Origin of the sequence: Burkholderia sp. Bp9142 (assembly GCF_003853415.1) — a bacterium.
Taxonomy (GTDB): Bacteria; Pseudomonadota; Gammaproteobacteria; order Burkholderiales; family Burkholderiaceae; genus Burkholderia.
This window is the reverse complement of the sequence record NZ_QTPP01000001.1, coordinates 315,477-328,355: the sequence shown is the minus strand read 5'-3', so window position 1 is coordinate 328,355 and position 12,879 is coordinate 315,477. Positions and strand designations below refer to the sequence as shown.

General features: G+C 68.5%; 10 protein-coding genes. 5 read left to right on the top strand and 5 right to left on the bottom strand.

Features of this window, described 5'->3' with window-relative positions; translation table 11 throughout:
- Positions 1-152 precede the first annotated feature (152 nt).
- On the top strand, positions 153-1,457 hold the full coding sequence (locus tag DIE22_RS01485; RefSeq protein WP_124604199.1) for an MFS transporter: 1,305 nt from the start codon (positions 153-155) through the stop codon (positions 1,455-1,457).
- Positions 1,458-1,581: 124 nt separating this feature from the next.
- Here DIE22_RS01485 and argG read toward each other — a convergent pair whose 3' ends face one another.
- From argG to DIE22_RS01470, 3 genes are all read right to left on the bottom strand, one after another.
- Complete coding sequence (argG, locus tag DIE22_RS01480) at positions 1,582-2,919, bottom strand: argininosuccinate synthase (RefSeq protein ID WP_124604197.1); 1,338 nt, start codon at positions 2,917-2,919, stop codon at positions 1,582-1,584.
- Between the two features lie 329 nt (positions 2,920-3,248).
- The gene (locus DIE22_RS01475; protein WP_124604195.1) at positions 3,249-4,316 is read right to left on the bottom strand and encodes an FUSC family protein; all 1,068 of its coding nucleotides are present in this window, start codon (positions 4,314-4,316) and stop codon (positions 3,249-3,251) included.
- A gap of 143 nt (positions 4,317-4,459) precedes the next feature.
- Entirely contained in the window at positions 4,460-5,989 is a 1,530-nt protein-coding gene (locus tag DIE22_RS01470) for a sensor domain-containing diguanylate cyclase (RefSeq protein ID WP_124495876.1), read from the bottom strand.
- A gap of 573 nt (positions 5,990-6,562) precedes the next feature.
- Between DIE22_RS01470 and DIE22_RS01465 the strand changes: the two genes are divergently transcribed.
- The 4 genes from DIE22_RS01465 to DIE22_RS01450 all read left to right on the top strand — a co-directional run bounded on the left by DIE22_RS01465 (position 6,563) and on the right by DIE22_RS01450 (position 10,706).
- Positions 6,563-8,098, top strand: coding sequence for an amino acid permease (locus tag DIE22_RS01465; RefSeq protein WP_124604193.1), 1,536 nt, complete (start codon positions 6,563-6,565; stop codon positions 8,096-8,098).
- Between the two features lie 269 nt (positions 8,099-8,367).
- Complete coding sequence (locus DIE22_RS01460; RefSeq protein ID WP_006761486.1) at positions 8,368-8,613, top strand: DUF3717 domain-containing protein; 246 nt, start codon at positions 8,368-8,370, stop codon at positions 8,611-8,613.
- 236 nt (positions 8,614-8,849) lie between these two features.
- Positions 8,850-9,767: a LysR family transcriptional regulator gene (locus DIE22_RS01455; protein WP_012365478.1), complete on the top strand. Its 918-nt coding sequence runs from the start codon at positions 8,850-8,852 to the stop codon at positions 9,765-9,767.
- A 114-nt stretch (positions 9,768-9,881) separates the two neighbouring features.
- The gene (locus tag DIE22_RS01450; protein WP_124604191.1) at positions 9,882-10,706 is read left to right on the top strand and encodes an alpha/beta fold hydrolase; all 825 of its coding nucleotides are present in this window, start codon (positions 9,882-9,884) and stop codon (positions 10,704-10,706) included.
- A 43-nt stretch (positions 10,707-10,749) separates the two neighbouring features.
- Here DIE22_RS01450 and DIE22_RS01445 read toward each other — a convergent pair whose 3' ends face one another.
- Positions 10,750-11,103 (bottom strand): hypothetical protein, encoded by a 354-nt coding sequence (locus DIE22_RS01445; RefSeq protein WP_124495870.1) that lies wholly within the window; start codon positions 11,101-11,103, stop codon positions 10,750-10,752.
- A gap of 179 nt (positions 11,104-11,282) precedes the next feature.
- On the bottom strand, positions 11,283-12,839 hold the full coding sequence (locus tag DIE22_RS01440) for an intermembrane transport protein PqiB (protein WP_260426578.1): 1,557 nt from the start codon (positions 12,837-12,839) through the stop codon (positions 11,283-11,285).
- Positions 12,840-12,879 lie beyond the last annotated feature (40 nt).

The window sequence follows — 12,879 nt, the reverse complement described above, 5'->3', positions numbered from 1 at the left end:
TCGCCGTTGATTCACCGCCCTCGAATTTTCTGCCCGCGACTCGCGCATTCGATGCGAGCCGGGCGCCGGCGTACACGTTTCGCCGTGACGCCGGCCGGCACCCACCGAGCACGCGCGCACAGCGCACGGCTCGACCTCGAAGGAGGAGACACATGCAAGCGGATCTGGAAACCCGCGTCGCGCGGAAACTGATGTGGCGCATCATTCCGTTCGTGATGCTGCTTTACTTCGTCAGCTTTCTCGATCGCGTCAACGTCGGCTTCGCGGCGATGACGATGAACAAGGCGATCGGCCTGTCGCCGACCGCGTTCGGACTCGGCGGCGGCCTGTTCTTCATCGGCTATTTTCTGTTCGAAGTACCGAGCAATCTGATACTCCATCGCGTCGGCGCACGCATCTGGATCGCGCGCGTGATGGTCACGTGGGGCATCGTGTCGGCGGTGTCCGCGTTCGCGGCCGGGCCGACGAGCTTCTACGTGCTGCGCTTCCTGCTCGGCATGGCCGAAGCCGGATTCTTCCCCGGCATCATCCTGTACCTGAGTCTGTGGTTTCCCGCGAAGCAGCGCGCGGTGGCCGCCGCGTGGTTCATGGCGGCCGCGCCGATCTCGACCGCGATCGGTTCGCCGCTGTCGGGCGCGATCATGCAGATGCCGCCGATGTTCGGGCTCGCCGACTGGCAGATGCTGTACATCGTCGAGGCGCTGCCCGCGGTCGTGCTCGGCTTCGTCGTGCTGAAGTGCCTGACCGATGCGCCGTCGAAGGCCGCGTGGCTGCAACCGGACGAGCGCGACTGGCTGATCGCGAAGCTGAAGTCCGAGGCCGACGCGCGGCACACGCATGCCGGGCACACGGCCGGCGCGTGGCAGGCGCTGCGCGACCCGCGCGTGCTGGCGCTCGCGCTGATCTACTTCGGCACGTCGGCAGGGCTCTATACGCTCGGCCTGTGGGCGCCGCTGATGGTCAGGCAGTTCGGCTTCAGCGCGTTGCAGACGGGCTTGCTGACCGGCATCCCGAGCATTGCCGCGGTCGTCGCGATGATCGGATGGGCGCGGCATTCGGATCGCACCGGCGAGCGCACGTGGCACGTCGTGATGCCGTGCGTGCTGGCCTGCATCGGCTTCGTGTTCGCGGGGCAGGCGAGCACCGCGCTCCTGACTGTGCTCGCGCTGGTCGTCGTCAACATCGGGATCAGCGCCGCGAAGGCGCCGCTGTGGGCGATGCCGAGCGCGTTCCTGTCAGGCGCCGGCGCGGCCGCGGGGATCGCGATGATCAATTCGATCGGCAACCTCGGCGGCTTCGTCGGGCCGTTCGCGATCGGCTGGCTCAAGCATGTGACGGGCGGGTATGCGGCCGGGCTATACGTGGTGGCGGGCACGCTCGCGGTGTCGGCGGTCGTCACGCTGATGCTGAGCCGCAAGGGCGCGCGCGAGCGGGTCGCGTCGGGCGTGATGCGGTAGCGGGGGAAAGCAGGAAGGGGAGAAGCCGGGGGAGGAACGGCAGGCCGCGCATGCGACGTCGCATACACGGCCTGCCCGGCCGGGGCGCGTATCGGCTACGCGCCCCGGCTTCGAACGAAGCGGCTTACTGCTCGCCGTCGCCCTTGATCTGCGGCAGCGCCGACGATTCACCCGGCGTCAGCAGACCGACTTGCGTGTAGACGCGCAGCTTGTCGCGCGTGTCGGTGATGTCGAGGTTGCGCATCGTCAGCTGGCCGATCCGGTCGCGCGGCGAGAACGTCGACGCCACCTTCTCCATCGACAGGCGTTCCGGCTGGTACGTGAGGTTCGGCGACTTCGTGCTCAGGATCGAGTAGTCGTTGCCGCGGCGCAGTTCGATCTTCACTTCGCCGGTGATCGCCCGTGCGACCCAGCGTTGCGCGGTTTCGCGCAGCATGATCGCCTGCGGGTCGAACCAGCGGCCCTGGTACAGCAGGCGGCCGAGACGGCGGCCGTTCTCGCGGTACTGCTCGATCGTGTCTTCGTTGTGGATGCCGGTGACGAGGCGCTCGTAGGCGATGTACAGCAGCGCGAGGCCCGGGGCTTCATAGATGCCGCGGCTCTTCGCCTCGATGATGCGGTTCTCGATCTGGTCGCTCATGCCGAGGCCGTGGCGGCCGCCGATGCGGTTCGCTTCCAGCAGCAGCTCGACCGGGTCGTTGAACTCGACGCCGTTCAGCGCGACCGGCTGGCCGGCTTCGAAGCGCACCGTCACTTCCTCGGCGGCGATCTTCACGTCGTCGCGCCAGAACGCGACGCCCATGATCGGGTTCACGATCTTGATGCCGCTTTCGAGGCTTTCCAGGTCCTTCGCCTCGTGCGTCGCGCCGAGCAGGTTCGAGTCGGTCGAATACGCCTTCTCGGCCGACATCTTGTACGCGAAGCCGGCCTGGTTCATGAATTCGGACATTTCGGCACGGCCGCCGAGTTCGTCGATGAACGTCTGGTCGAGCCACGGCTTGTAGATCTTCAGGTCCGGGTTCACGAGCAGGCCGTAGCGGTAGAAGCGCTCGATGTCGTTGCCCTTGTACGTGCTGCCGTCGCCCCAGATGTTGACGCCGTCTTCCTTCATCGCGGCGACGAGCATCGTGCCCGTCACGGCGCGGCCGATCGGCGTCGTGTTGAAGTACGTGACGCCGGCGGTCGTGATGTGGAACGCGCCGCTTTGCAGCGCGGCGATGCCTTCGGCGACGAGCTGCGCGCGGCAGTCGACCAGGCGGGCGCCGGCTGCGCCGTATTCGATCGCGCGTTTCGGGATCGCGTCGTAATCGTCTTCGTCGGGCTGGCCGAGGTTCGCCGTGTAAGCGTACGGGACGGCGCCCTTCAGTTTCATCCAGTGCAGCGCGGCGCTGGTGTCCAGGCCGCCGGAGAAGGCGATACCGACCTTCTGGCCGGTCGGGAGGCTTTCGAGAATCGTGCTCATAGGAATTACCGTGGATTGAAGCCGGTGGGATCGTATTTCGCGGAATATGCGAGTATCGGCTGTCCGGGAAGTTGGGGCAAGACCTGATTTGCGCGCCAATGCGTCTTCAGGCCTGTCGCGGCGGGCCTGGCGGGCGGTTAACCGGCCGGAGAATCCGCCGCGAACCGGCCCCGCAAGGTGGTCGAAACCGGCGGGAACGCGCCGTCACGCAAGCCCGGTTGACAGGGCCGGATCGGCCGGAGGGTGCGGCCGATGTCGTCAGGATGCCGGCCTGCCTTGATGAAAGGGGTGTGAAAGATTTTCCGGCGCCATCCGGAACCCGCCGGCCTTCAGATATTCCACGCCTGCGCGGTATCGAGCAGTTTCTCGCGCAACTGGTCCACTTCGCCGGCCAGCTTGGCCGTGATCGACACGTAGCCCGACAACGGCGGCGGCGCGTCGTGCGGCGGATCGGCCGGCCGGCGGCGCGGCGCGAGCCGGCTCGGCGTGCCGAACTTGAGCGCGCGGCTCGCCCGGACGAGCGTGTCGCGGATGCGCCGGTTCACGGCCTTCATCCCGGTTCGCATGTATTCGCGGGCGGCGAGGTCGTCGCGGGCCGGCACCATGCTCGACAGGATCTCCAGGTAGCCGATGCACAGGCGCAGGCTGCGCTGGATCGCCTCGAGGTGCGTGACCGAGATCTCGCATTCCTTCGACACCGACGGCATCAGCGAACGCAGCTGCACCAGCAGCGCGCTCAGCGCGGCCATTTCCTTCAGGTGCGCGTCGTCGCTCACGTGGCGGTCGCCCGCGAGCCGCGCGTGCACGGCCGCGCACGCGCGCAGCGCGTCGGCGAGCTTGTAGCGCCACGAGTAGGTCGCATAGAGCGGCAGCGCGAACGAGAACGCCAGCGCGATCGCGATGCCGGCCAGCACGTTGACCGCACGCCACAGGCCGTCGACGATCTCGTTGTCGCCGTGTCCGGCGACGATCACCATCGTGATCGCCGACAGCAGCGCGATATAGCCGGCCTTGCCGATCGCGTGATACGCGCAGATCCCGCACGCGATCGCCATCAGCAGGTAGATCGCGAGCGGCGCGTGCAGGACGGAGTAGAGCAGGATCAGCCCGAGCCCCGCGAGCGCGCCGATCGACGTGCCGAGCGCGCGCTCGGCCGCCTTCTTGCGGATGTTGCCGTGATGCTGCAGCCCGCCGACGACGATCAGCACGGTGATCGTCGACCATTCGCCGTGCGGCACGCGCAGGCCGGTGGACAAGGCGATCGACACGAGGATCGCGAGCGCGACGCGCGCCGCATGGATCAGCTTCGCGTGCCGGTAGCGGCGGTACGGGTCCAGCAGTGGACGGAGCGCGTGACGCAGGAGCGGCGGCAGTCGGGCGGGGAGCGAGGCGGTCATGACGGAGCGGGGGTGGCAGGGACACGCGCGGGCGGCCCGCGCGGGCCGGCGCCGCGCCGCACGCGCAGCTGACGTAACGCTAGCCGAACGCGCGCGGGCTGTCCATGGCGCGGCAGCGCGGCGCGGCGCGGCCGGCCGCGGCGTCACGCGTCGGCCGTGTTCGCCGCGGCGTCCGACACGCGATTGCGGCCGCCCGACTTCGCGCGGTACAGCGCCTCGTCGGCCAGCCGCAGCAGCGTCGCGGCGTTCACGCGCCCGGTGGCGGTCGCGCTGCCGATGCTCGCCGTCACGTGCCCGTACGGGCTGCGGCCGTGCGCGATGTCGAGCCCGGCGATCGCGCGGCGGATCGCTTCGGCGACGGTCGCCGCGCCCCGCGCGTCGGTGTCGGGCAGCGTGACGACGAATTCCTCGCCGCCGTAGCGCGCGACGTGGTCGCTGTCGCGGCGCAGGCAGCGCGACGCGGATTGCGCGACGCGGCGCAGCACGTCGTCGCCGGCGAGGTGGCCGTAGTAGTCGTTGAACGCCTTGAAATGATCGACGTCGACGAACAGCACCGACAGCGGGCGGCCGCTGCGCGCCGCGCGCTGCGCTTCCTTCGCGAGCACCGCATCGAATGTGCCGCGGTTGTCGAGGCCGGTCAGCGAATCGGTGTGCGCGAGCCGGTACAGCTTCGACTCGGCGATCTGCCGGCGCGCGAGTTCGCGCGACAGCGCGAGCGAGCCCCCGGCGATGAACGCGGTAAACAGGCCCATCAGCACGACGGTCCAGATCGCGCGATGGCGCCACGATGCGTAGATGTCGATCTCGGCGGGCGCGACGTCGACGATGAGCGGGAGATGCGCGAGATGCTTGTAAACATAGACGCGGCGCACGCCGTCGATCGCGCCGACGCCCGTCAGCGCGCCTTCGCTGCGGCGCTGTGCCTCGATGAAGAGCGGGGCGCCGTGAAGGTCGAGGCCGACCACGCGCGCATCGTACGGCAGGCGGGACACGAGCGCGCCGTTCTCCTCCACGATCGCCGCGCTGCCGTGCTTGCCGACCGCGAGACCGTCGAGCAGCGCGCGGAAGTAGTCGATGCTGAGCGTGCCGACGACGATCCCGCCGAACGAGCCGTCGGCCAGCGTGATCCGGCGGCTGAGCGCGATCGTCAGCGCGCCGCCGCGCAGCCGGGACGCATACGGCCGGCTGATGTAGAGGCCCTGGGCAAGCCGGTCGCGATGCACGGTGAAATATTCGCGGTCGGCGAAATTGCCTTGCCGCGGCGGCGCCGAGCCCGAATCGATCACGATATTGCCGTGCGGATCCATCACGAAAATGGCGCCGAGATAGGCGCCGCTGGCCGCGCGGTCGAACAGCAGCCGGTGGCGCTGGTTCGGCGGCAATGCCGCCAGTTCCGGATCGGCGAGACCGTCGACCACGTTTTGCAGCGACAGATCATACAGTTCGATATTGCGGGAAATATCGCGCTCGATCAGCAGCATCAGGTTGCGCGCATTTTCGACCGCATGGTCATACGCGTCGTGGCGTGCCTCGATCAAAAGCGACGTGGAGAGTCCCCAACTGAACAGAAGCAGCACGATGCCCGCGACGAGCACGCCGCGGGGCGACAGAATGCGTGCCACGGCCGACGCGGTAGGGCGGCGCAGCGCAGCGAGCAGCGGGTGTGGCTTCATCCTCGGGGGCGATATTCACGTCGTCGACGGCTCCGACGCGCTGATTATTTCGAATTAATCGGTATTATCTCGCGAATTCCCGAATTTGGTCGCGAAGATGCAAAACATGCATGCGCATAAGGCGATGCGGAACGATTACGCATCGTTACCGGATATGTCCGATTTGATTTGAATCAATTATGGAGCGCGTTTCGTCTGATTATTGACGTAAATGGCGATCGATCTGTCGTTTTAAGGCGGCATTGCCGGAACGATTACGTATCGGTGAACCGGGTATCGCCGGATAACCGCTCCACATGCATGGTTTGGGGGCGCGGTGCACGGCCGCGCCGGCATGTCGTCGCCCCATGCCGCATCCAACTCGTTGATTCCGCGGCGTCCGGACGGGTTGGCACGGGCGCCCGGACCTGAGCTTGTCTGTCCGGCGAATCAGGTAGAATCCGCGCTTCGCCGCAGGCGCCCGGCGCGCAACGCGTATCGGGGCCGTATCGAATGCATCGCAGGCGGCGCGCCGCGCCCCGATCCCGCGTGCGCCGGCTCCGGATGCCGGCCCGTTCAACGTTCGTCTCGTTTATGTCCGTAATTCCGAATTCCGACCCACCCGGTTCGTCCGCGAACCCACCCAAGCTTCATCGCGCGCTGAAGGCGCGCCACCTGACGATGATCGCCATCGGCGGCTCGATCGGCACGGGCCTGTTCGTCGCGTCCGGCGCGTCGATCTCGCAGGCCGGCCCCGGCGGCGCGATGCTCGCGTACATGCTGATCGGCCTGATGGTCTACTTCCTGATGACGAGCCTCGGCGAAATGGCCGCGTTCATGCCGGTGTCGGGCTCGTTCGCGACCTACGGCGCGAAATACGTCGACGAAGGCTTCGGTTTCGCGCTCGGCTGGAACTACTGGTACAACTGGGCCGTGACGATCGCGGTCGAACTCGTCGCCGCGCAGCTCGTGATGCACTACTGGTTCCCGGACGTGCCGGGCGTCTGGTGGAGCGCCGCGTTCCTCGGCGTGATGTTCCTGCTCAACGCGCTGACCGTGCGCGGCTTCGGCGAAGCCGAATACTGGTTCGCGCTGATCAAGGTCGTCACGGTGGTCGCGTTCATCGGCGTCGGCCTGCTGATGATCTTCGGCATTCTGAAGGGGGCGCCGGGCAACGGCTGGGGCAACCTGACGATCGGCGACGCGCCGTTCGCGGGCGGCCTGCCGGCGCTGATGGGCGTCGCGATGATCGCGGGCTTCTCGTTCCAGGGCACCGAGCTGATCGGCATCGCGGCCGGCGAATCGGAGCACCCGCGCACGACGATCCCGCGCGCGGTGCGCCAGGTGTTCTGGCGGATCCTGCTGTTCTACGTGCTGGCGATCTTCGTGATCGGCGTGCTGATTCCGTACACCGACCCGAACCTGCTCAAGAGCGACGTGACCGACATCGGCGTGAGCCCGTTCACGCTCGTATTCCGCCACGCGGGCCTCGCGTTCGCGGCCGGCGTGATGAACGCGGTGATCCTGACGGCCGTGCTGTCGGCCGGCAACTCGGGCATGTACGCGTCGACGCGGATGCTCTACAACCTCGCGACGGAAGGCCGCGCGCCGAAGCTGTTCGCGAAGCTGTCGCCCGGCGGCGTGCCGCGCAACGCGCTGTACGCGACGACCGCCGTCGGCGCGCTGTGCTTCTTCACGTCGCTGTACGGCGACAAGACGGTGTACCTGTGGCTGCTGAACACGTCGGGCATGACCGGCTTCATCGCGTGGCTCGGCATCGCGATCAGCCACTACCGGTTCCGCAAGGGCTACGTGAAGCAGGGCTACGCGGTCGACCAGCTGCCGTACCAGTCGAAGTGGTTCCCGTTCGGCCCGATCTTCGCGTTCGTGCTGTGTCTCGTGATCGCGCTGGGGCAGGACTATCAGGCGTTCCTCGCGAACCGGATCGACTGGGCGGGCGTGACCGCGACCTACGTTGGCATCCCGCTGTTCCTCGTCGTGTGGCTCGGCTACCGGCTCCTGTACAAGAGCCGCTTGGTGCGCTACGAGGACATGGAGATCAAGCCGTGGGTCGCCGCGAACCGCGGCGCGCAGATGCCGCGCGTGACGAACCGCGAAACCGCGGGCTGATGCCGGTGCGGCCGGCTGCCGCGGGATGCGCAACGAAGACGGGAAGCCCGCGGGCTTCCCGTTTTTTTTGTCGGCTTTGCCCTGCACGGGGTCAAAGCCGGTTATATTTCCCGACCCTACCGGGCCACGGCCCGGCCGGCGCGACGCGCGCGGCGCGGATCGGGCATCCGGCGCGCGCCTGTTGCGGCGGCCGGCGGCGCCCGGCGTTTTCATCGTTCCGCCGGGGCCGGCACGGCCCCGCGCGCGGAGCGCGCAACCCAGAGGAATCCATGAGCGCATCACCCGCCGAGCGGAAGGCCGGACCCGTTTCCATCGTGCGAATCGAAGCCGCGATCAACGCGTGGCGCGAAGTGTATCCGCCGGCGCCGGACGGCGAGGACGGCTACGCGCTCGACGCCGGCAGCAACTGCCTGGCCGAGCTGTACGGCGCGATGATCTGCTATCGGCTGCCGGACGTGCCGCTCGATTCGCTGAGCGACGCGCAGCGCGATGCGCTGTACGCCACCGAGGCATGACGCGCGGGACGATGCCGCGACGCGGCGTCGATGAAGCAACGGGAAGCCTGGCGGCTTCCCGTTTTGCTTTGCGCGGTGCCGGACGCGGGTGCGAGCGCGACGCGGCTCGCACCGGTATCGGTGCGCCGTGAGGTATCGTCATGGCATCGGGAGCAGGCGATCACGGGACGACCGGCGAGGGACGTGTCCGCACGGGGCCGAATGAGCGTCCGTCGCCTGTCCGGGAGGGTTCGAAAATGGAGTTGAGACACCTCCGCTACTTCGTCGCGGTTGCCGAGGAGCGGAATTTCACGCGTGCGGCCGAGCGCCTGCACATCGCGCAGCCGCCACTCAGCCGGCAGATCCAGCAACTCGAGGAGGCGCTCGGCGTGCCGCTGTTCGAGCGCAACGCGCGGCCGTTGAAGCTGACCGACGCGGGGCGGTTCTTCTATTCGCATGCGGTGCAGCTGCTCGCGCAGACGACCGAGCTCGAATCCATGACGAAGCGGGTCGGCAAGATCGAGCGGAGCATGTCGGTCGGTTTCGTCGGCTCGACGCTGTACGGGATGCTGCCGAAGATCATCCGGCGCTTTCGCAGCGAGTATCCGGCCGTCGAGCTGAGCCTGCACGAGATGTCGACGATGGACCAGATCAAGGCGCTGAAGGAAGGGCGCATCGACGTCGGGTTCGGGCGCATCCGTCACGAGGATCCGAGCGTGCGGCGCGTCGTGCTGCGCGAGGAGCGGATGATCGTCGCGCTGCCGGTCGGTCATGTGCTCGACGGCGCGAAGCCCGTGCTGTCGCTGCACGATCTCGTGAACGACACGCTGATCATCTTTCCGAAGGCGCCGCGGCCGAGCTATGCGGACCAGGTCCTCGCGGCGTTCCACGATCGCGCGCTGCAGCCGCGGCGCATCTATGAAACGCGCGAGCTGCAGATCGCGCTCGGGCTCGTCGCGATGGGCGAGGGCGTGTCGGTCGTGCCGCACAGCGTGTACGGCCTGAAGCGCGACGACATCAGCTACAAGCCGCTCGACGATCCGAACCTCGTGTCGCCGATTATCATGAGCATGCGGATGCTCGACGAATCGGAGGACATCCGCGCGATGCAGGCGCTGATCTACCGGCTCTACGACGAGTCGCAGATGGAGTATCTGCCGCCGCAGCCCGAATGAACGCGCGGGCGGTGGGGGCTTGCTTGACGCCGCGCGCGTCGCCGGGCCACCATCGTCGGCATTCGCGGCGGCACGCGTGCATGCGGCCGCCTTCATGCAGACGACGACACACACATGACTGAAATCGTGACCGAGGAGACCTGGGTCGAGACGCCGCAAGGGCGCCTCTTCGCGAAGCGCTGGCGCGGCGCGTCCGCGCAGGCATTGACCGCGGATGAGCCGGCTGTGCGCGAGCCCGCGCCGATCGTGCTGCTGCACGATTCGCTTGGCTGCGTCGAGCTATGGCGCGACTTTCCCGCGGAACTCGCGCGCGCCACGCAATGCGACGTGATCGCCTACGACCGGCTGGGCTTCGGCCGGTCCGACCGTCATCCGGGGCAACTCGGCACGACGTTCGTGCGCGACGAGGCCGATCACGGATTCCGTGCGCTGCTCGAACGGTTCGGCATCGGTGCGTTCGTCGCGTTCGGGCACAGCGTCGGCGGCGGCATGGCGGTCGGATGCGCAGCCGCGTATCCGGCGCGTTGCCGCGCGCTGGTGACGGTCGCCGCGCAGGCGTTCGTCGAGGATCGCACCCTCGACGGCATTCGCGACGCGGGGCAGCAGTTCGACGCGCCCGGCCAGCTCGACCGGCTCGCGCGCTATCACGGCGACAAGGCCGAATGGGTGCTGCGTGCGTGGGTCGACACGTGGCTGTCGCCGGCGTTTCGCGGCTGGAGTCTCGACGACGGACTGCCGCGCGTGCGCTGCGCGACACTCGCGATTCACGGCGAGCAGGACGAATACGGATCGGACGTGCATCCGAAGCGGATCGCCGCGCGCGTCGCGGGGCCGTCGTCGTTCCTGCTGCTCGATGGATGCGGACACATGCCGCATCGCGAGCGGACCGGCGACGTACTCGCGGCGGTTGCCGCGATGTTGCGCGACGCGCACGCCTGAGCGCCCGGGTTCGATGCGGCCGGCGGGCCGAACCCGCCGGCGCTCAGAACGACAGCTGGATCGCGAGATCGATCGCGAGCAGCGCGATCGAGCAGCCGATCCCGAGGACCACGTTCGGCAGGCGGTGCTCGAAATCGCGATGGTCGCGGCGCATCGCGGCGCCGAGCAGGAAGATCGCCTCGACGATGATCTGCAGCCCGACGAACAGCAGCATCAGCAGATATTCGTAGCCCATCTGCTTGAACGCGGCGAATTGCATCCCGTGATCGCGGATCCACTGGCCGACGCGCAGCAGTTCGTATACGAACAGCAAGGCGGGAAACAGGTAGCTGATGAAGTACGTCGGCGCGGTGGCGTGCCGTAGTTCGAGGTGGAAGTGCTGATGTGTGGTAGCCATCACGAAGCCCTCCTTGCAACGCATGATTGCGGTCGCGACGGCCGCGCGACGACGTGCGGACTAAGGGATTGCCCGATGCGTCGGGGGCGGCCGTACGACACCAGCATACTGCTGCGCGGGAAATTTGGCATCCCGTCCGTGCGTTCGTTGTAAAAAACCCTGCGCATCGCGCGACGAAATCAGCGGTCGTCGCTCGCGCCACGCGATGCGTCGGCCGGCTGCGTGTCGCCCGCCGTGCCGGGCAGCAGCCATTCCGGATGGCGTTCCAGATCGCCGGCCAGCGCGCTCAGCGCGCGCGACGTGCGCGTGAATTGCGTCAGCGCGTGGTGCACGTTCGATGCGGACGCACCTTCCCCGAGCGTCGCCTGCGCGGCCGTGAACGCCTGTCGTGCGGCAACCAGCGCGTCGCGCGCATGCGGCGCGAGTTCGGTATCGAGCTGCGCGAACAGCCCGGCGGTGTGCGCGAGCGCTGCGTTCACGCGCATGCCCGCGCGATCGAGCGGCAATCGGGCCAGTGTTCCGGCGATATCGCCAATCTGTACCCGCAGCGCGTCGAGCGTACCGGGCACGGTCGGCAAGGCGATCGGCAACCGGTTGGTGTCGACCGATGCGGGCGGCGCGTTCGGGAACATGTCGAGCGCAACGTACGAGCGGTTCGCGATCACGTTGCCGACGCGCAGCTGGCCGCGCAGGCCGCGCGCGACGAGCGTGTGCAGCAGCGTCTTGCCGGCCTCGGAGTCGCCGTTGCCGAGCGCGTCGCGGTAGCGTTGTCCGAGGCGATCGGGATAGAGGGCCATCGTCACGCGCATCGTGACGTCGCCGCGTCGCGTGTCGTATTCGGTGTCGACCGCAGTCACGCGGCCGAGCTCGATGCCGCGAAAGTCCACCGGCGCGCCGACGTCGAGGCCGCGCAGCGAGCGGTCGAAGCGCATCACGACGGGTGCGGCGGGCGCGTTCGGCGTGCGCATCGCGTCGATCTCGTCGTCGGCCACGCGAAAGCGCGCGCCGTCCGGTGCCGCGACGATCGCCGTGCGTCCGGGCGGCGCCGCGAACGCGAGTCCGCCGGCGAGCATCGCGGCGAGCGACGGCGTGTCGAGTTTCATGCCGCCCGCATCGAGCCGCAGGCCGACGCCGCCCGCTTGCCACCAGCGTGCGTCGGCGTCGACGTAGCGATCGAACGGCGCGGCGACGAACACCGCGATCGACACGCCGCGCCCGTCCGGATCGAGCGCATAGCCGGTCACCTGGCCGACGCGCGCGCGCCGGTGGTAGACCGGCGAGCCGACCGCGACCGTGCCGAGCGCTGCCGCGCGCAGCGTGTAGCGGCGCCCGCGGCCGTCTTCGTCGGCCGGCGGCGCATCGAGCCCTGCGAAGGTCGTGCGCCGTTCGCCGGCGTTGCCGAGTGCGGCCGCGATATACGCGCCGGACAGCACGGTATCCAGCCCGGAGATGCCGGCGGGGCCGACGCGGGGCCGCACGATCCAGAAGCGTGTGCCGGCGCGCGCAAGCGCATGCGCGTCGGCGTTCAGCTGCACGTCGACGCGCACGCCTGCTTGCCCGCGCAACGCGCGAACCTGCGTGACGCGGCCGACCTCGACGTTGCGCAGCCGCAGCGTCGACCGGCCGGCTTCGAGCCAGTCGGCGCTCGCGAAGGTGATCGTGATGACCGGCCCGCGGTTGCCGAGCAGGGGGACGCCCCACGCGACGAAGCACGCCGCGGCCGCGAGCGGGACCAACCAGATCGCCGCGCGCGGCCAGCGGGCGCAGGCGCGTGCG